The 17,319-nt window shown below is 68.2% G+C and carries 19 protein-coding genes; 6 read left to right on the top strand and 13 right to left on the bottom strand.

Annotated features, from left to right (window positions below; genetic code table 11):
* The first annotated feature begins 63 nt into the window (after positions 1-63).
* Complete coding sequence (locus ACAZ03_RS07800) at positions 64-198, top strand: hypothetical protein (protein ID WP_373356877.1); 135 nt, start codon at positions 64-66, stop codon at positions 196-198.
* A 355-nt stretch (positions 199-553) separates the two neighbouring features.
* Here the strand turns inward: ACAZ03_RS07800 and ACAZ03_RS07805 are convergent, their stop codons facing one another.
* On the bottom strand, positions 554-1,753 hold the full coding sequence (locus ACAZ03_RS07805) for a multidrug effflux MFS transporter (RefSeq protein WP_373356878.1): 1,200 nt from the start codon (positions 1,751-1,753) through the stop codon (positions 554-556).
* Positions 1,750-2,382 carry a DsbA family protein gene (locus ACAZ03_RS07810; protein ID WP_373356879.1) on the bottom strand — a complete coding sequence of 211 codons (633 nt, stop codon included), beginning with the start codon at positions 2,380-2,382 and terminating at the stop codon, positions 1,750-1,752. The genes ACAZ03_RS07805 and ACAZ03_RS07810 overlap by 4 nt, the downstream gene beginning before the upstream one ends.
* Positions 2,383-2,516: 134 nt before the next feature.
* Between ACAZ03_RS07810 and ACAZ03_RS07815 the strand changes: the two genes are divergently transcribed.
* The gene (locus ACAZ03_RS07815; protein ID WP_373356880.1) at positions 2,517-3,140 is read left to right on the top strand and encodes a helix-turn-helix domain-containing protein; all 624 of its coding nucleotides are present in this window, start codon (positions 2,517-2,519) and stop codon (positions 3,138-3,140) included.
* A 66-nt stretch (positions 3,141-3,206) separates the two neighbouring features.
* Here the strand turns inward: ACAZ03_RS07815 and ACAZ03_RS07820 are convergent, their stop codons facing one another.
* Together ACAZ03_RS07820 and ACAZ03_RS07825 are read right to left on the bottom strand one after the other, a co-directional pair.
* Positions 3,207-3,452 carry a hypothetical protein gene (locus ACAZ03_RS07820; RefSeq protein WP_373356881.1) on the bottom strand — a complete coding sequence of 82 codons (246 nt, stop codon included), beginning with the start codon at positions 3,450-3,452 and terminating at the stop codon, positions 3,207-3,209.
* Between the two features lie 96 nt (positions 3,453-3,548).
* The gene (locus ACAZ03_RS07825) at positions 3,549-5,303 is read right to left on the bottom strand and encodes an extracellular solute-binding protein (RefSeq protein WP_373356882.1); all 1,755 of its coding nucleotides are present in this window, start codon (positions 5,301-5,303) and stop codon (positions 3,549-3,551) included.
* Between the two features lie 505 nt (positions 5,304-5,808).
* On the opposite strand from ACAZ03_RS07825, the gene ACAZ03_RS07830 reads away from it, so the two are divergent.
* Complete coding sequence (locus ACAZ03_RS07830; protein WP_373356883.1) at positions 5,809-6,582, top strand: 3-hydroxybutyrate dehydrogenase; 774 nt, start codon at positions 5,809-5,811, stop codon at positions 6,580-6,582.
* 95 nt (positions 6,583-6,677) lie between these two features.
* Positions 6,678-6,923, top strand: a complete 246-nt coding sequence (locus tag ACAZ03_RS07835) for a hypothetical protein (RefSeq protein ID WP_373356884.1) — start codon at positions 6,678-6,680, stop codon at positions 6,921-6,923.
* A 2-nt stretch (positions 6,924-6,925) separates the two neighbouring features.
* Here ACAZ03_RS07835 and ACAZ03_RS07840 read toward each other — a convergent pair whose 3' ends face one another.
* From ACAZ03_RS07840 to ACAZ03_RS07855, 4 genes are all read right to left on the bottom strand, one after another.
* The gene (locus ACAZ03_RS07840) at positions 6,926-7,537 is read right to left on the bottom strand and encodes a LysE/ArgO family amino acid transporter (RefSeq protein WP_373356885.1); all 612 of its coding nucleotides are present in this window, start codon (positions 7,535-7,537) and stop codon (positions 6,926-6,928) included.
* 10 nt (positions 7,538-7,547) lie between these two features.
* Complete coding sequence (locus ACAZ03_RS07845; protein ID WP_373356886.1) at positions 7,548-8,309, bottom strand: DUF502 domain-containing protein; 762 nt, start codon at positions 8,307-8,309, stop codon at positions 7,548-7,550.
* Between the two features lie 82 nt (positions 8,310-8,391).
* A complete protein-coding gene (locus tag ACAZ03_RS07850) occupies positions 8,392-9,303 on the bottom strand; it encodes a pseudouridine-5'-phosphate glycosidase (RefSeq protein ID WP_373356887.1) in 912 nt (303 codons plus the stop codon).
* Positions 9,300-10,202, bottom strand: a complete 903-nt coding sequence (locus tag ACAZ03_RS07855; protein ID WP_373356888.1) for a PfkB family carbohydrate kinase — start codon at positions 10,200-10,202, stop codon at positions 9,300-9,302. The genes ACAZ03_RS07850 and ACAZ03_RS07855 overlap by 4 nt, the downstream gene beginning before the upstream one ends.
* Positions 10,203-10,420: 218 nt before the next feature.
* On the opposite strand from ACAZ03_RS07855, the gene rpsB reads away from it, so the two are divergent.
* Entirely contained in the window at positions 10,421-11,203 is a 783-nt protein-coding gene (gene rpsB / locus ACAZ03_RS07860) for a 30S ribosomal protein S2 (protein ID WP_373356890.1), read from the top strand.
* 117 nt (positions 11,204-11,320) lie between these two features.
* Positions 11,321-12,190, top strand: a complete 870-nt coding sequence (gene tsf / locus ACAZ03_RS07865; RefSeq protein WP_373356891.1) for a translation elongation factor Ts — start codon at positions 11,321-11,323, stop codon at positions 12,188-12,190.
* A 381-nt stretch (positions 12,191-12,571) separates the two neighbouring features.
* Here tsf and ACAZ03_RS07870 read toward each other — a convergent pair whose 3' ends face one another.
* The 5 genes from ACAZ03_RS07870 to prfA form a co-directional block, all read right to left on the bottom strand.
* Entirely contained in the window at positions 12,572-13,348 is a 777-nt protein-coding gene (locus tag ACAZ03_RS07870) for a LuxR family transcriptional regulator (RefSeq protein WP_373356892.1), read from the bottom strand.
* Between the two features lie 147 nt (positions 13,349-13,495).
* Positions 13,496-14,674 carry a M24 family metallopeptidase gene (locus ACAZ03_RS07875; RefSeq protein ID WP_373356893.1) on the bottom strand — a complete coding sequence of 393 codons (1,179 nt, stop codon included), beginning with the start codon at positions 14,672-14,674 and terminating at the stop codon, positions 13,496-13,498.
* 6 nt (positions 14,675-14,680) lie between these two features.
* Positions 14,681-15,208: a DUF4167 domain-containing protein gene (locus tag ACAZ03_RS07880; RefSeq protein WP_373356894.1), complete on the bottom strand. Its 528-nt coding sequence runs from the start codon at positions 15,206-15,208 to the stop codon at positions 14,681-14,683.
* Between the two features lie 210 nt (positions 15,209-15,418).
* Positions 15,419-16,249 carry a peptide chain release factor N(5)-glutamine methyltransferase gene (gene prmC / locus ACAZ03_RS07885; RefSeq protein WP_373356895.1) on the bottom strand — a complete coding sequence of 277 codons (831 nt, stop codon included), beginning with the start codon at positions 16,247-16,249 and terminating at the stop codon, positions 15,419-15,421.
* Entirely contained in the window at positions 16,246-17,301 is a 1,056-nt protein-coding gene (prfA, locus tag ACAZ03_RS07890; RefSeq protein WP_373356896.1) for a peptide chain release factor 1, read from the bottom strand. Before prfA ends, prmC begins: the two co-directional genes overlap by 4 nt.
* Positions 17,302-17,319 lie beyond the last annotated feature (18 nt).

Below are 17,319 nucleotides of genomic sequence, written 5' to 3' on the forward strand. Positions count from 1 at the left end.
TTTGTTCCGCGAAAGTTCTTTACACGGCCGGAACAATGTGAGAACAAGGATCCATCGAAAGCGATGGAGGCCATGATGGCACAGCGGATCAGACGGGTGATCACCAAGGCAGAGCAAAGCTGGCTGGGTGAAGCTGTCGGCGCGGCGGGCCTGTTCCTCCTGCTTTTCGCAGCCCTTCAGATGGGCGGGTTTTCCTAGGGTTCTGCCTGGCGATGCTCGCGTGAAGATCCGGATCGGGTGTGTTGCCTCGCACCCTGCCTGAAGCTGCCTCTTCGGGCCCCTGTCCCCCGGGTTCTTCTGTCCCCACGAGTTCGCTGACTGCCGCCGCCGCCCCCTGCCCGGGCGGCGGCGGATTTTTCTTGTTCAGGGGGGCAGCGGGCGGGGGGCTCTTCGGCGGTGCCGGCAGCCGCGCGTCAGGAACCGCTGGCGCGCCGCGGCCCGACGCGCCGCCAGCCTCCTCGCCCAACTCTGCCTCTGCCCCTTTCCAAATACCCTTCGGGGGGCGCGGGGGGCAGACAGCCCCCCGCTCAGACATCGGCCACCTGGCCCGAGCTCAGAGCTTGCGCGCGATCCAGGACGCGAGCACTGCCATCACCAGCACGGCGATGCCCGCCGGCACCGGCGTGCCGTTGAAGGCCAGCCCCACGGGCGCGGCGATCAGTACGGCGGCGACCGTGCTGAAGGCGGTGATCATCGAGGCGGCCATGCCGGCGATATGGCCGAGCGGATGCAGCGCCAGCGCGTTCAGATTGCCCATCGTCAGGCCCATCTGGAAGAAGATCGAGATGAGCCAGAGGTAGAAGAGCGGAAAGCGCCAGCCCTCCGGCGCGAGACTCCAGCCCGCCAGCATGACGAGCGCCAGCACGATCTGCACCGCCATCATGATGCGCACCACGCTGCCCATGCCGATCCGCCCGACGATCTGGGCATTGAGCGGCCCGCCGATCGAGGCGACGACGGCGACGCCGCCGAACCAGAGCGGGAAGCTGTCGCCGAGCCCGAAGCTCTCGGCGAAGATCTGCTGGATCGAGTTCAGCACCGAGAAGAGCATGGCGAAGATCAGCGCCTGCATCACGGTCGAGCGGAGCGCCACCGGCTCGCGGAGCACCTCGCGGAAGGCGGCGGAGAGGAGGGCCGGGCGCAGCGCCCGGCGGCGCGCGGGCGCGAGGCTCTCGTCCAGCCGCGTGCCCATCCAGATCATCGTCACCAGCGAGAAGGCGGCGAGGAAGGCGAAGATGCCGCGCCAGTCGGCCAGCCAGAGGATCGCCGAGCCGAGCATCGGGGCGAGCGCCGTCAGCAGCGCGAAGATCATCATGACGAAGGACAGGAGCCGCGCCATCTCGTTGCCGTCGTAGCGGTCGCGGATGCAGGCGAGCGCCACGACGCGCGGCGCCGCGGCGCCGATGCCCTGCAGGACCCGCGCCGCCAGAAGCCAGCCGAGATCGTGGGAAAGCGTCGCCAGCGCGGCCCCGGCGAGGTAGATCGCCACCCCGGCGAAGATCGCCGGCCGCCGGCCGATCGCATCCGAGATCGGGCCGGCGAAGAGCGTGCCTGCCCCCATGCCGAAGAGGAAGAAACCGACGACGAGCTGGGCGCGGTTCGGCGCCTCGGGCGTCAGCGTCTCGGCGATGGAGGGCAGGGCCGGCAGCATGGAATCGACCGACAGGGCGACCGTCGCCGTCAGCGCCGCCATCAGCGCGATGAACTCGAACCGGCCCATGGCGGGCCGGGCCGTCGCAGCGGGTGTCGTCACTGGGCGCCCATCCCTTCGATCTCGTCGATGACCTGCGCCCAGAGCTCCGGCGGCTGCGCTCCCGAGACGACATGGCGCTCGGCGACGACGAAGGTCGGCACGGCGCTGACGCCCATGCCGCGCGCCTGCAGGTCGAGATCGCGGATCTCGGCCACATCGGCATCGGAGCCGAGGAGGCGCAGGATCATCTCGCGGTCCATCTCGGCCACTTCCGCGATATCGGCCAGCACCTCGGCCTGGCCGATGTCGCGCCCCTCCTGCCAATAGGCGGTGAAGAGGGCCGAGACGACGGGCGTCGCGCGGCCCTCGAGCGTCGCCCAGTGGATCAGCCGGTGGGCGTCGAGTGTGTTGGGGATCCGCGCGATGCGGTCGTGCTGCAGCGTGAGCCCGGCCTTCTCGGCATGGGCATTGACGGCCTTGTAGGCCTCCGCCGCGCGCTCCTTGCCGAACTTCGCTTCCAGATAGCCCTTCCGCTCCACGCCCTCGCGGGGCATGTCGGGGTTGAGCTGGAAGGGGCGCCAGGTGATCTCGAACGGGCTAAGTTTGCCCTCCAGCGCCTTGAAAAGATTGGTCTTGCCGATGTAGCACCAGGGGCAGACGGGGTCGGAGAAGATGTCGAGCCGGACCATGGGCGGCCTTTCGCTGCGGGGTCGGAGGATGCCCGGGGCGGCCCCCGGACGATGCGCCCTCCTTACGCCCGGCTGCGGGCCATGTCCAACCGCGCTCCATTGCCCGGGCACCGGCCCCGGCCTATAAGCCCTTCATGTCACTGGCAGAGAACGGCTCGATCCTGCGCCTCGCGCGCGAAAACGGCGTGGAGGAGCCGGCCCTGCCGCTCGACCTCGGCGCCCGGGTGCGCGAGCTGCGCAAGGCCCAGGGCTGGACGCTGGAGCAGGCCGCCGTACAGGCCGGGCTCGCCCGCTCGACGCTGTCGAAGATCGAGAACGGCCAGATGTCGCCGACCTATGACGCGCTGAAGAAGCTGGCGACGGGGCTGAAGATCTCCGTCCCGCAGCTTTTCACGCCGCCGTCGCCGGGGCAGGTGACGGGGCGCATGGCGCTGACGCGGGCCGGGGAGGGGACGGCGCATCCGACGGCGACCTACGAGCACGAGCTCCTCTCCGCCTCGATGCGCGCCAAGAAGATGCTGCCCTATCGCGCCCGGGTCCGCGCCCGGCGGATGGAGGAGTTCGACGGCTGGGTGCGCCACGATGGCGAGGAATTCCTCTACGTGCTGACCGGCGTCATCCGGCTCTTCACGGAGTTCTACGAGCCCGTCGAGATGAAGCGCGGCGACAGCGCCTATTACGACGCCTCGATGGGCCACAACGTGGTGTCCGTCAGCCCGGAGGATGCGACGATCCTCTGGGTCACGTCCCTGGGCTGAGGCCAGCGGCGGAAACCATATGGTTTCCGCCTGCGATTGCCACGATCGCCGCGCGAAGACGCCGGATCACTCGTCGTCTTCGGATTCCTCCAGCTCGCCCTCGATCTCGCGCGCGTCGAAATTCTCGAGGAAGTCGCCGAGCTCTTCCTCGGCCTCCTCCTCGTCGAGCCCCTCGGTCTCGGCGAGATAGGCGAGGAAGCCCGCCTCGTCGCCCTCCATTTCCTCGAGAACCTCCTCATCCATGTCCGGCCAGCGGGCGAGGATGAAGGGCAGGCTCTCCTGCCAGTTTTCTTCGATGCGGTTCCAGTTCATCGCGTGCTTGCCTCATCTGCGCGTTTGACAGGAAGAAACCGGGAGCGCGCCCCCGGTTCCATGCCTTTTCGCGATTTTCGCCTCTGGGGCTAGTGGCTACTGCGCCGCAGCCTCCTCCGACCACCAGACATCCGGCAACCAGCCCGGCCAGTCGCCGAAGAGCGGGATGTGCTCGGGGTGATGCAGCTCGGCATTATAGGCGATATAGGTGTTGTTCCACTGATAAATCGGGATCACGTAGCGCCCCGCCATCAGCACCCGGTCGAGCGCCTTCGCCGCCGAATAGAAGCCGTCCTGGCTCTCGGCATTGAGCAGCGCGTCGATCATCGCATCGACGGCGGGAGACATGACGCCCATGGCGTTCCGCCCGCCGGTCTCGGCCTGTTCGGAGCCGAAGTAGAGATATTGCTCGTTGCCGGGCGAGAGCGACAGGCCGACCCGGTAATAGGTCATGTCGAACTCGTATTCCTGCGTCCGCTCGGTGAACTGGGCGCTGTCGGCCTGCACGACGCTGACGTCGATGCCGAGCCCGTCGAGCGCCTGCTCGAAGATGTCGATCATCGCCTGCTGCTCGGTGACGCCGGTCTGGGTGAGGATCTCGAAGGTGAAGGGCTCGCCGTCCGGCCCGGTCATCACGCCGTTCTCGACCGTGTAGCCGGCCTCCTCCATCAGCTCCAGCGCCCGGCCCATGCCGGCGCGGTTGCGCTCGCTGCCGTCGGAGACGGGGAGCGAATAGCCCTCGATGGCGCCGGGCAGGAGCTCGTCGGCAAAGGGCTCGAGGAGCTCGAGCACCATGCCGTCTGCGGGGGCGCCGGGCTCCATCCCCAAGGGAGAGTTGGAGAAATACGAGGTGATGCGCGGCTGCTGGGCGCCGGTCATCGTCTCGTTGATGAACTCGAAGTTCCACGCCTCGATCATTGCCTGACGGACGCGCCAATCCTCGAACATCTCGCGGCGGGTGTTCATGACGAAGCCGGTCATGCCCGAGGGGCGGGAATGGGTGAAGGTCTCCTTCACCACCTCGCCGTTCTCGACCCGCGGGAAATCGTAGTTCGATTCCCACCGGGCGACGTTGAATTCACGGGTGAAGTTCACCTCGCCGGTCTTGAAGGCCTCGAAGGCGGCGGTCTCGTCGCCGAAGAACTCGATGCGGTACTCTTCGATATTGTAGGTGCCGCGGCGGAAGGGGATGTCCCAGCCCCAGTAATCGGGGTTGCGCTCGAGCGTCAGGTAGCGGCCGGCCTCGAAATCGCCGATGATATAGGGGGAGGAGACGATGGGCACGATCTCCGTCCCGCCGGTCTCGGCGAAGTCGACGCCTTCCCATTGCGCCTTCTTAAGGATCGGGCGGAGCCCGGCGAGGAGCGCCAGCTCCGGATTGTCCTCGCTGAAGGTCAGCCTGACGGAGAGATCGCCGGTCTGCTCGATGCTCTCCACTTGGGCCCAGAAGCCGGCGTAGCGGCCGTGGCCCTCGGTGCCGAGGATTTCGAAGGACCAGATGACATCCTCGACCGTCACGGGCGAGCCGTCCTGGAACTCGGCGGCCGGGTTCAGTGTGAATTCCACCCATTCCCGATTCGGCCCCGTCTCGACGGATTCGGCCAGAACGCCGTAGAGGGTGAAGGGCTCATCGAGCGTGCGGCCCATGAGGCTCTCGCCAATGACATAGCGGAGTTGCCACGGCACGTTGCCCTTGCGGACCCAGGGGTTAAGGCTGTCGAAGCTGCCGACGGTTGCCTCGACCAGCGTTCCGCCGGCGGGCGCCTCGGCATTGGCATAGGGCAGAGCCACAAAATCCGGTGGGAGGGCGGGCTCCCCATACATGGATATGCCATAGGAGGGGTCCGCCATGGCGGACCCGGAGAGGAGGGCGGCAGCGGCCGCGCCCCTCAGAATGGAGAAAATCTGCCCGTGCTTCATCACTGCGCGCTCCCCGCTTGTTCAGCTTGATTGAGGGAAGCCTAAGGGCGGCCCCCTTTAATTACAAACTTTTAGCTTGGAGAGCGGCGCGAGATTGCTTATAACAGCCTCACTGCTCGATAGGTTTCTTGCCTGTATGAAACCTGCCTCAATAACTCAACGCCCGCCTCGTGCGGGCGTTTTTTTATTGGGTCCTTCGGCCTCGCGCGGCCGGGCATAGGCCCGACTCCGCCCCTCGCTTTTCCGTGATTCCGGTCGGGCGGGCATGGCTCTGTCGATGAGCTGTGACGATTACAGTTTTCGGCAAGTGCGACAGGCTGCCGCAGGCGGCGCTTCGGCTGTGCCTTGCCGCCCCCTCGGCGGAGCGCTGCCCGGCCTGTCCTTTTCGCATCCGGCGGCTAGAGTGCGCATCGACAGCAATGCGGAGGCACCTTCCATGTCACTCACCGGCAAGCGCGCCATCGTCACCGGCTCCAACTCCGGCATCGGGCTCGGCATCGCCCGGGAGCTGGCGAAGGCGGGGGCGGAGGTCGTCCTCAATTCCTTCACCGACAGCGAAGAGGATCACGCCCTGGCGGAGGAGCTTGCCGCCGAGACCGGCGCCAGCGTGCGCTACATCCGGGCCGATCTCTCGCAAGGGGAGGAGGCGCGGGCGCTGGTCGAGGCGGCGGGGGGCTGCGACATCCTCGTCAACAATGCCGGCATCCAGCATGTGGCGAAGATCGAGGAATTTCCCGTCGCCAAGTGGGACGCGATCATCGCCATCAACCTCTCCAGCGCCTTTCACACCAGCGCCATGGCGCTGCCGGGGATGAAGGAGCGCGGCTGGGGGCGGATCATCAACGTCGCCTCGGCGCACGGGCTCACCGCCTCGCCCTACAAATCGGCCTATGTGGCCGCCAAGCACGGCATCGTCGGGCTGACGAAGACGACGGCGCTCGAGGTGGCGGGGCAGGGGATCACGGCGAATGCCATCTGCCCGGGCTATGTGCTGACCCCGCTCGTCGAGGCGCAGATCCCCGATCAGATGAAGACCCACGGCATGGACCGCGAGACGGTGATCCGCGAGGTGATGCTGGAGCGCCAGCCCTCGCGGCAGTTCGCGACGGTGGAAGAGCTCGGGGGGACGGCGGTGTTCCTGTGCTCCGAGGCCGCGAAGCAGATCACCGGCACGACGATCAGCGTCGACGGCGGCTGGACGGCGCTTTGAGGGATCGGCGGAAAGGCACCGGCCTTTTCCGTTGATATTGGATATCCCGGCCGGCTCCGTGCATGTGTCGGGCAAACGAGCAGAAAGGATTCCCCATGCTTCGCACCTATATCGCCGCCGCCTTCGGCCTTGCCCTCTCCGCCCTGCCGCTCGCGGCGCAGGATGCGATCACCCTGCCGGCGGGCGCGCAGCTCGTCCCGGTGCCCGAAGGCGCCTGCGGCCTGCAGGGCATCGTCGTGCTGGCCGACGGCTCGCAGGAAGTGCTGACTCTCGAGGGCGAGGTCCGCCCGGTGGGCGAGGCGGATGTCGTCTGCCTGACGCAGCTCGTCAGCAACGGCTGAGGTCAGAGCCAGAAGTCGCTGAGGAGCTTCACGGCGATTGCCCACATGACGAGCGCGACGAGCGCATCGAAGATCGCCCAGGCGCGGCGGCTCTGCATCAAGGGTGCCAGGAGCCGCGCGCCGAAGCCCAGCGAGAAGAAAAAGACGAAGGAGGCGAGCGTGGCTCCTATTCCATAGGCCAGCCGCTCCGCCCCGTCGAACTGCAGCGACACCGCGCCGACGAGCCCCAGCGTGTCGAGATAGACATGCGGGTTCGCCCAGGTGAAGGCGGCGGCGATGGCGATGACGCGGCCGAGCGAGCCGCCGCCGCCCGCCGCCGTCAGCCCGCCCGTCCCCTTGATCGCGGCGCGCATCCGAAGGCCCCCGTAAACGATCAGGAAGCCGGCACCGGCCAGCGCCATGGCGGCGGGCAGCCAGGGCAGGGCGGTCGTGGCGGCGCCGAAGCCGGCCACCCCGGCGGCGATCAGGATGGCATCAGAGAGCGCGCAGAACAGCACCAGCGGCAGCACATGCGCCCGCAGGAGCCCCTGCCGGAGCACGAAGGCATTCTGCGCCCCGATAGCGAGGATCAGCGAGAAGCCGGTGGCGAAGCCGGTGAGCGCAGGTCCGAACATCTGGCTCCCGTCAGGAGGCGCGGCCCCTCACGGGCAGCGGGATCGCGGCCCGCCCCTCGGGCTCGCGATCGGCCGGATAGACGAGCCCGGCGGAGATGACCAGCTTGGCGGCATCCTCCACGCTCATGTCGAGCACGACCACGTCGCCGCGCGGCACGAAGAGGAGGAAGCCCGAGGTCGGGTTCGGCGTCGTCGGCAGGAAGACGGTGACGATATCCTCCTCCTCGCCGAAATGCTGGCGGATCTCGCCCTTGGCGGGGGTGGAGATGAAGGCGATGGCCCAGAGCCCGCGCCGTGGATATTCCACCAGCACCGCCTCGTCGAAGCTCGTCTCGGTCTGCGCGAAGACCGTCTCGGCGATCTGCTTGACGCCGTTGTAGATCGAGCGGACGACCGGCATCCGGTCGACGAGGCTCTCGCCCCAGCCGAGAAAGCTCCGCCCGATCAGGCCCTTGGCGACCCAGCCGACGAGCACGGTGAAGATCAGGAAGAGGACGACGCCGACGCCGTGGATGTTCACATGGATGAAGTCGGGCAGCGTCGGGTCGGCCTGGCCGGTGGCGTTGACGTTGCCGAAGGCGCGGTTGACCAGCGATTCCGGCGTCCAGGCGTCGGGCACGAAGGGCAGCACCCAGCCGTCGAACCAGCCGATGACCGTCCAGATCAGCCAGACCGTCAGGCCGATGGGCGCAATGACCACCACGCCGGCGAGGAAATTGTTCCTCAGCCGGTTGAAGATGCCGGAGCGGGATTTCGGGGGCAGCTCGGACATCCATGAGCCTCATGCGGGTGCCGCCCCAATCTAGGGGGCGGCCCGCGCTATCGCAATGAAGCCCGGGGCCCGGGCCGAAAATTCACCGTGACTGCGCCAGTTCGCCCGCGATCGCGGCAGCGAGGCGGGCATTGTTCTTCACCAGCGCGATATTCGCGGTGAGCGAGGCGCCCTCGGTCAGCTCGAAGATGCGTTGCAGCAGGAAGGGCGTCACCGCCTTGGCGGCGATTCCCTGATCCTCCGCCTCGCCGAGGGCCTGCTGGATCACGGGCAGGAGGTCCGCCGCCGGGATCTCGTCCTCCACCGGGATCGGATTGGCGATGAGCTGGCCGCCCGGCAGGCCGATCATGCCGCGCAACCGGTGGGCGCTCGCGATCTCGGCGGCGCTGTCCATCCGGAGCGGGGCGGCGAGGCCCGAGCCGCGCGACCAGAAGGCCGGCAGCTCGTCCTGCCCATAGGCGATGACGGGGACGCCGAGGGTTTCGAGCACCTCCAGCGTCTTCGGCAGATCGAGGATCGCCTTGGGGCCGGCAGCGACGACCGTGACGGCGGTCTGCGCGAGCTCCTGAAGGTCGGCGGAGATGTCGAAGCTGAGTTCGGCCCCCCGGTGAACGCCGCCGATGCCCCCGGTGGCGAAGACCTCGATCCCGGCGAGCCGGGCGGCGATCATCGTGGCGGCGACGGTGGTGGCACCTGTGCCGCCGCGGGTCAGATGCACCGCGAGATCGGCACGCGAGAGCTTGGCGACATGCGTCGCCTCGGCGAGCTCGGTGAGCTGGTCAGAGGTGAGGCCGGCATGGAGCGTGCCGCCGAGGACGGCCATCGTGGCGGGGACGGCGCCGGCTGAGCGGACCTCCGCCTCGACCGCGCGGGCGGTCTCGATATTCTGGGGATAGGGCATCCCGTGGGTGATGATCGTCGATTCAAGGGCGACCACGGGGGCGCCTGCGGCGAGCGCCTCGGCGACCTCGGGGGAATGCTGGAGCGGGATCAATGCGGGGTTTCTCCGGAGACATAGGTTGCGGCGGCGCGCAGGGCGCGGGCGAAGGCGGCCTCCGGCGCCATGCCGGCGCGTTCGGAGGCGATGTGGGCGGCCATGAAGGTGTCGCCGGCGCCGGTGACGCGGGTCACCAGCACCGCCGGCGGCGCGAGGCGGAGGAGCCCGCCGGCCGAGGCCTCCGCCGCCTCCGCCCCGCCATGGGTGACGAGGGCGCGGGCGACGCCGCGGCGGACGAGCGCCTCGGCGGCCTCGGCGGCGCTGTCGAAGGCGCTCTGGCAGAGGATGCCCGCCTCCTCGAGGTTCACATAGAGGCAGGCGGAGGGATGGCCGACGAGCGCCATCAGCCGCCCCGCCTTGCCGGGCGAGGCGGGCGCAACGCGGAGGTCGGCGCTGGCGAAGAGCGGCGAGGCGGCGATGCGGGAGAGGAGGCTCTCGGTCAGGTTGCCGTCGAGCGCCACGGGGCCGGCCCAGGGTGCCGCCTCGGTGCCGAGCCGCCCGTCGGAGAGGGGGGCGAGGATCTTCTCGCCCGCGGCCTCCAGCGAATGGGCATCGGCGATGGCGGCGACGAGGCCGTTGGCACCCTCGCAGGCCATGTAGATATCGGTCGGCAGATCGGGGGAGCGGTAGGCGTAGCCCGTCGCCACCCCCAGCTCCTCCGCCCGCTCGGCCAGCTCGTCGCCGGCCGGGTCGCGGCCGATGGCGGTGAGCACGGCGGGCCTGAGCCCGAAATGGGCCAGCGTCATCGCGATGTTCATCGCCACCCCGCCCGGCAGGCGGGTGATCCGGCCCGGCACGTCGCTGCCGACCTTCATGTGGCTGGCGGAGCGGCCGATGATGTCCCAAAGGACGGCGCCGATGCAGAGAATGTCGGGGGGCGTGTCAGGGCTGCGCATGGGGCCCAATGGCCCGGGGGCAGGGGGGCTTGTCAATGCCCTCCCTCGTGCCCAGATCCTGTCTGCCCTTGCGCCGGGGCGGACCCGCTGCTAAAGGCGCGCCACTGAAAAAACTCAGGCGGAGGCGGGCCTCTCGGGGAGACATCCCGAAAAGGTCCACCGGTTGGAGCGATCCTTACCCTCCGCCCTAGGCATGAAACCGGAAAGGAATCAAAGGCATGGGCCTTCCTGAATTCTCCATGCGCCAGCTTCTCGAGGCCGGCGTTCACTTCGGCCACCAGACGGCGCGCTGGAACCCGCGGATGGGCGAGTACATCTACGGCGCCCGCAACGGCATCCATATTCTCGACCTGACGCAGACCGTGCCGCTTCTCGACCAGGCGCTGCATGTGATCCGCGAGACCGTCGCCAAGGGCGGCCGCATCCTCTTCGTCGGCACCAAGCGCCAGGCCTCCGCGGCCATCGCCGAGGCGGCCGAGAAATCGGCGCAGTTCTACATGAACCACCGTTGGCTCGGCGGCACGCTGACCAACTGGCAGACCGTCTCGCAGTCGATCTCGCGCCTGAAGGCCATCGACGAGGCCGCCGAGAACGGCTTCGACGGGCTGACCAAGAAGGAGCGGCTCGGCATGGAGCGCGAGCAGGCCAAGCTTCAGGCCTCGCTCGGCGGCATCCGCGAGATGGGCGGCGTGCCGGACCTGCTGTTCGTGATCGACGTCAACAAGGAAGACCTGGCCATCGCCGAAGCCCGCAAGCTCGGCATCCCGGTCGTCGCCGTCGTCGACACCAACTGCTCGCCGGCCGGTGTGGATTACATCATCCCGGGCAACGATGACGCCGCCCGCGCCATCGCGCTCTACTGCGACCTCGCCGCCCGTGCGGCGCTCGACGGCATGTCCGCCCAGCTCGGCGCCGCCGGCGTCGATCTCGGCGAGATGGAAGCCGCGCTGGCCGAGGAAGGTCTCGAGCAGGCGCCGGCCGAAGAAGAAGCCGCGAGCTGACGGGTCGGCTGACAGGGCAGGGGGCTGATCCGCCCCCGCTGTCGCCGCTGTCACAAGGCATTTACCCCGCGCCGTAGGATCGGCGCGGGGACAAGACATCCCGAAAGGAGAGATGAGATGGCGATCACCGCGAGCATGGTGAAAGAGCTGCGCGATTCCACCGGCGCCGGCATGATGGACGCCAAGAAGGCGCTGACCGAAACCGACGGCGACATGGAAGCCGCCGTCGACTGGCTGCGCACCAAGGGCCTTGCCAAGGCCGCCAAGAAATCCGGCCGCACGGCTGCCGAGGGCCTCGTCGCCGTGGCGATCGAGGGCGGCAAGGGCGTCGCCGTCGAGGTGAACTCCGAGACCGACTTCGTGGCCAAGAATGCCGAATTCCAGGGCATGGTCGCGAGCATCGCCAATGCGGCGCTGACCGTCGACAGCGTCGACGAGCTGGCCGCGGCCGAGGTCGACGGCAAGCCGGTCTCCGACGTGCTGACGGGCGCCATCGCCAAGATCGGCGAGAACATGACGCTGCGCCGGATGGGCAAGATCGAGGGCGAGACCGTCGTTCCCTACATCCACAATGCCGCCGCTGACGGCATGGGCAAGATCGGCGTGCTCGTCGCGCTCTCGGGTGACGAGACCTTCGGCAAGCAGGTCGCGATGCATATCGCCGCCGCCAACCCGGCCGCGCTGGGTGAAAGCGACCTCGACCCGGCTATCGTCGAGAAGGAAAAGCAGGTCCAGATGGACATCGCCCGCGAGAGCGGCAAGCCCGAGGCTGTCATCGAGAAGATGATCGTCGGGCGGATGAAGAAGTTCATCGCGGAATCGACGCTGCTCGGCCAGGCCTTCGTCATCAACCCCGACCTGACGGTCGAGGAAGCCGCGAAGCAGGCCGGCGCCACGATCACCGGCTTCATCCGCTTCGAGGTCGGCGAAGGCATCGAGAAGGAAGAGAGCGACTTTGCCGCCGAGGTCGCCGCCGCCCGCGGCTAAGCCCTTCCCACCTATGGATAAAATGAACGGGCCGCCACCGAAAGGGGCGGCCCGTTTGCTGTCGGTCGGGAGGCACCGGCAGCACTCCCGGGAGGAGGAGTGGCGACGCCGCCTCGGGGGGCGACGCCGCCGGGCGCGCATCCAGGGGACGAGGAGAACGCACCAGGAGCCTCTGCGCCGGCCAATAGCGGCCAGAGACCGACCGGGAGACCCGGTGGGGAGTGCGGACCGGAGGATCCGATAATCGTCGGCACACCGGCCCGCTGTTCCTGGCCTTAGGCCACCACTCACGGAACGGTTAACTTATGGCAAAGCGCGCCCGCGCAAGGCAGTAAGGGATTCCTGACCCGTTTTTGAAAGGCTGCGTCGTTTGACGGGGCGTCAGATTGCCGAAGATTGCGGGACGTCCTCGAGCACGAACATCTGGTTGTAGAACGCCGCCTTCAGCACGGCCTGCGCGGTGGTCTCGACATCGAGCGCCTCGCGCGCCAGCCGCAGGTGCTTTTCCACCGTCGCGGCCGTGAGCCCGAGGATCACCGCGATGTCCTGCGTGGTCTTGCCGTCGCCGACCCATTGCAGCACCTCGATCTGCCGCTTGGTCAGGCTGCGGTTGCCGGACCAGGGCAGGGTGAGGAGCTTGAGGTGAAAGACGTTGTTCATGACCATCAGGTCGGCGCCCTCGCGGGCCCAGATGGCATCGACCTCGGCCTGGCTGACACCGGGCGCTGCCGTCAGCGCCATCGCGCCCTTGGTGCGCTCCGAGACCGACTTGAACGACAGCGTGTAGCCGGCGGTCACGCCCATCTTGCGGTTGAACTCCATGACCTTCAGCTCGGCCGCCGTCAGGCCCTGCGTCGCGTTCATCTCCTGCAGCCAGCTCCAGGAGCAGGCGCCGGAATTCTCCAGCGCCCAGCGGGTCATCGGTGCCTGGCGGAAGAGGTCGTCCTCGAGGAAGCGCGCCATGTATTCCGGCGCGTGGTTGGTGAGCATCACCCAGTCCTGCGGATCGCCGAAGGACTGGCTCGAGAGATAGCGCGTGTAGCCGTAAAGGACGCGGGTGAAGCCGCGCCGCGCCATCTCGTCGATATGCAGCGCCCAGAGCTCTTCGACGCGCGGGGCGTTGGTGATGGCTTCCAGATGGTCGAGGAGTGAACTCATGCCGCGGAAACTGACCACCTGGTCGATTTCTGTCAAAGAAAAACAGCAGCAAAAGGCTTGGAGCTCTCCGGGGGCATCCGTTTATTTGACATAATACATATTATGCGAAATATGGGTGCGGGGAGCGAGGGCCTGCCGAACGCCGCCCTATCCCTTGACGACGAGCCCCGGCGGTGTCGCTGCGAGCCGTTCGGCGCCCGTATCGCTGATGAGGATCGGCTCCGTCGTCTCGATGCCGCCGTCGTCGAGCCAGAGCGCCGGCATGAAGTGAAAGCACATGCCGGGCCGAAGCTCGGTCGTGTCGCTCTCGCGGAAGCTCATCGTATGCTCGCCCCAGTCCGGCGGATAGCTGAGGCCGATGGAATAGCCGCAGCGGCTGTCCTTGGTGAAGCCGTGGCGCTTCAGCGTGGCGTTGAACGCCCGCGCGACATCGCCGCAAAGAGCCCCCGGCCCCGCCTCGGCCAGCGCCGCCTCGGTGGCGTCGGCCACGGCGGCCTCGGCCTCGCGGTAGCGCTTCGGCGGCTCGCCGAGGAAGAGCGTGCGCGACTGCGGCGCATGATAGCGGCGATAGACGCCGGCGATCTCGAAAAACGTGGATTCTCCAGCCCTTAGCGGCTGGTCATCCCAGGTGAGATGCGGCGCCGTGGCGTCTAGCCCCGAAGGCGTCATCGGCACGATGGCCGGGTAATCGCCCCAGGCGCCCTCGGTGCCGAGGATACCGGCCTTGGTGATCTCGGCCACCAGCGCGTTCTTCGGCAGGCCCGGCTCGGCCAGCTCGGCGATGACCTCGTGCATCCGCGTGACGATGCCGGCGGCCTTGCGCATGAAGGCGATCTCGGCGGGCGATTTCACCGCCCGCGCCCAGTTGACGAGCCCGGTGGCATCGACGCGTTCGGCCTGCATGGAGGTGAAGAGCGCCTCGCAAGCCTTTGCGGAGAAGTAGTAATTGTCCATCTCGACGCCGAAGCGCCCGCCCGCGAGCCCTCGGGCCGCGAGCTGCGCGGCGAGGTCTTCCATCGGGTGCTTTTCGGGGTTCTGGACGTAGCTGTCCTCATACGAGAGGATCAGATCGTCGGCCATCCAGATGGTGCGCTTCGCGCCGGCGCGATCCATGCCGCGCCCCCACCAGAGCGGATCGCCCGAGGCGGGCACGACAACCCCCTGATGGACATAGAAGGACCAGCCGTCATAGCCGGTCAGCCAGGCCATGTTGGAGGGGTCGGAGACGAGAAGGACATCCAGCCCCTGCCCCGCCATCCGCGCCTGCACATCGGCAAGCCGCGCCGCATATTCGGCGCTGGTGAAGGCGGGAGCGGGATTGGCCACCGGAAGTTACTCCGCGGCGGCCGGGGTGTCGCTGTCGCCCTGCTGCTCGGCCTTGGGCGTGCGGCGGCGGCGCGGGCGCTTGGGCGCGGCCTGGGCCGATTCCTCGGGCGTCTCGACGAGCCCGGAATCGCTGGAGGGCTGATCGCCCTCGTCATTGCCGTTATCGTCGCCACCCTCGCCGTTGGAGGCGTCTTCCTGGGCGCGGAGCCGTTCGGAGCGCTCGCGGTCGCGCTCAGCCTGACGGTCGCGCTGCTCTTTCTCTTGCTTTTCGCGGGATTTTTCCATCTCGCGCTGCGCCTCTGCGAGCATGCGCAGGTAATGCTCGGCATGCTGGGCGTAATTCTCGGCATCCACCCGGTCGCCGGCAAGCTGGGCGTCACGGTGAAGCTGGGTGTATTTGTCGATGATCTGCTGCGGGGTGCCTCGCACCTTGCCGTCCGGCCCGCTGGAATCGAAGACACGGTTGACGATATTGCCGCCCGAAGGCCGGTTGTTGCGGTTCTTGTTGCGCGAGCGCGATTTCGAAGATCTCATAAGATTATGGAGTTCCGGCCTGATTGCAGTTTCGCGGCCCGCGGCGCTTTGATTGGCGCTCCTTTCGGGCATCGCGATTGTCTGGCGACTGCCGGCGGGGAGTTGCCTCACCTCACCGGGCACCTTGAGTAAGCATGGGCGGCGCCAAAGGGCAAGCCCAAACCGCTCCTGGCCTCGATATGGCAGCAAAAGAGGGCTTTGCAACCGCTTTCAGCCGATTTCCGCCATGACGACGCGGTCGCGCCCGTCGAGATCGCGGATGATCGAGACATGGGGGAAGCCGGCCGCATAGGCGAGGCTCATGACCTCGTGCCCCTGCCCCGGCCCGATCTCCATCAAGAGACGGCCGCCAGGCATCAGATGCTCCGGTGCGCCGGCGGTGATGGCGCGATACGCGCCCAATCCGTCGCCGAAATCGGTGAGCGCAAGATGCGGCTCGAACTCGCGGACCTCGGGCGCGAGCCCCGCCATCTCGGCCGCCGCCAGATAGGGCGGGTTGGCGGTGATGAGGTCGAACTGCCGGGTGAGCCCGTCGAACCAGTCGCCGGCGGCGAATTCCGCCTTGATGGAGAGGTTGAGCTCTGCGGCATTGGCGGCCGCATTCGCGAGCGCGGCGGGCGAGATGTCGATGCCGAGGCCCCGGGCCCCGGGCATTTCTGCCAGCAAGGTCAGAAGGATGCAGCCCGTTCCTGTGCCGAGGTCGAGGAGCGTCTCGAAAGGCTGGGCCAGTGCCGCCTCGATCAGCATCTCGGTCTCCGGCCGCGGGTCGAGCACATCGGCGGAGACGGCGAAGCGCCGGCCGTAGAAGAGCCGCTCGCCGGTGATATGGCTCACCGGCTCGCGGGCGGCGCGGCGGGTGATGCAGGCGTCATAGGCGGCGGCGGAATCGGGGCTCACCGGCTCCGGCAGGGCCAGCGTCAGCCGCCCGGGCGCCAGCCCCAGCGCATGGGCGAGGAGCCGGCGCGCATCGCCCGCCGGCTCCGCCACGCCCGCCTCCGTCAGCCGGCGGATCGCCGGGCCGAGGAGGTCGGCCGCCCTCACGCCTCCATCTCCGCCAGAAGCGCCGCCTGGGCGTCGGCGGTCAGCGCGTCGATCACCTCGTCGAGGTCGCCGTTCATGACGGCATCGAGCTTGTAGAGCGTGAGGTTGATGCGGTGGTCGGTCAGGCGGCCTTGGGGGAAGTTGTAGGTGCGGATGCGCTCGGAGCGGTCGCCACTCCCCACCTGGGCGCGGCGATCGGCCGACCGGGCATCGGCGGCGCGGCGCCGCTCCATGTCGTAGAGCCGCGAGCGCAGCACCTCCATCGCCAGCTCGCGGTTGCGGTGCTGCGACTTCTGCGAGGAGGTCACGACGATCCCGGACGGCAGGTGCGTGATGCGCACCGCGGAATCGGTGGTGTTGACGTGCTGGCCCCCGGCGCCGGACGAGCGCATCGTGTCGATGCGCAGGTCATTCGGATCGATGTCGATATCCACCGCCTCCGCTTCCGGCAGGACGGCCACAGTGGCGGCGGAGGTGTGGATGCGGCCGCCCGATTCCGTCTCCGGCACGCGCTGCACGCGGTGGACGCCGCTTTCGTACTTCAGCCGCGCGAAGACGCCGGCGCCCTCTATGCGGGCGATGACCTCCTTGAGGCCGCCGATCTCCGTCCCCTGCTCCTCGATGATGTCGAAGCGCCAGCCGTTGGCATCGGCATAGCGCTGATACATGCGAAGGAGGTCGGCGGCGAAAAGCGCCGCCTCCTCGCCGCCGGTGCCCGGGCGGATCTCGAGGACGGCGGGCCGCGCGTCGGCGGCATCCTTGGGGATGAGCGCCAGTTGCAGCGCCGCCTCGGCCGCCTCGATGCGGGCGCGGATCTGGGGGAGCTCCTCCTCGGCGAGGGCGCGCATCTCGGGGTCGGCGAGCATCGCTTCGGCCCCTGCGCGCTCGTCCTGCAGCGCCCGCCAGGCCTCCGCCGTCTCATGCACCGGCTTTAGCTCGGCATATTCCTGGGCGAGCTTGACCATCTCGCTGCCATCTGCGCCCGAGGCCATGCGGGCCTCGAGATATTCGAAACGCTGGCGGATCTGGGCGAGCTTGTCTTCAGGGATCATCGGGGGCCTTCCTCGGGT

Origin of the sequence: Pseudoroseicyclus sp. CXY001 (assembly GCF_041714655.1) — a bacterium.
Taxonomy (GTDB): domain Bacteria; phylum Pseudomonadota; class Alphaproteobacteria; order Rhodobacterales; family Rhodobacteraceae; genus Pseudoroseicyclus_A.

Excerpts from the sequence above, each read along its gene's own strand:
- ACAZ03_RS07800 (WP_373356877.1), top strand. The coding sequence starts at position 64 with ATGGAGGCCATGATGGCACAGCGGATCAGACGGGTGATCACCAAGGCA.
- ACAZ03_RS07810 (WP_373356879.1), bottom strand. The coding sequence starts at position 2,382 with ATGGTCCGGCTCGACATCTTCTCCGACCCCGTCTGCCCCTGGTGCTAC.
- ACAZ03_RS07815 (WP_373356880.1), top strand. The coding sequence starts at position 2,517 with ATGTCACTGGCAGAGAACGGCTCGATCCTGCGCCTCGCGCGCGAAAAC.
- ACAZ03_RS07820 (WP_373356881.1), bottom strand. The coding sequence starts at position 3,452 with ATGAACTGGAACCGCATCGAAGAAAACTGGCAGGAGAGCCTGCCCTTC.
- ACAZ03_RS07825 (WP_373356882.1), bottom strand. The coding sequence starts at position 5,303 with ATGGCGGACCCCTCCTATGGCATATCCATGTATGGGGAGCCCGCCCTC.
- ACAZ03_RS07830 (WP_373356883.1), top strand. The coding sequence starts at position 5,809 with ATGTCACTCACCGGCAAGCGCGCCATCGTCACCGGCTCCAACTCCGGC.
- ACAZ03_RS07835 (WP_373356884.1), top strand. The coding sequence starts at position 6,678 with ATGCTTCGCACCTATATCGCCGCCGCCTTCGGCCTTGCCCTCTCCGCC.
- ACAZ03_RS07840 (WP_373356885.1), bottom strand. The coding sequence starts at position 7,537 with ATGTTCGGACCTGCGCTCACCGGCTTCGCCACCGGCTTCTCGCTGATC.
- ACAZ03_RS07845 (WP_373356886.1), bottom strand. The coding sequence starts at position 8,309 with ATGTCCGAGCTGCCCCCGAAATCCCGCTCCGGCATCTTCAACCGGCTG.
- ACAZ03_RS07855 (WP_373356888.1), bottom strand. The coding sequence starts at position 10,202 with ATGCGCAGCCCTGACACGCCCCCCGACATTCTCTGCATCGGCGCCGTC.
- rpsB (WP_373356890.1), top strand. The coding sequence starts at position 10,421 with ATGGGCCTTCCTGAATTCTCCATGCGCCAGCTTCTCGAGGCCGGCGTT.
- tsf (WP_373356891.1), top strand. The coding sequence starts at position 11,321 with ATGGCGATCACCGCGAGCATGGTGAAAGAGCTGCGCGATTCCACCGGC.
- ACAZ03_RS07870 (WP_373356892.1), bottom strand. The coding sequence starts at position 13,348 with ATGAGTTCACTCCTCGACCATCTGGAAGCCATCACCAACGCCCCGCGC.
- ACAZ03_RS07880 (WP_373356894.1), bottom strand. The coding sequence starts at position 15,208 with ATGAGATCTTCGAAATCGCGCTCGCGCAACAAGAACCGCAACAACCGG.
- prfA (WP_373356896.1), bottom strand. The coding sequence starts at position 17,301 with ATGATCCCTGAAGACAAGCTCGCCCAGATCCGCCAGCGTTTCGAATAT.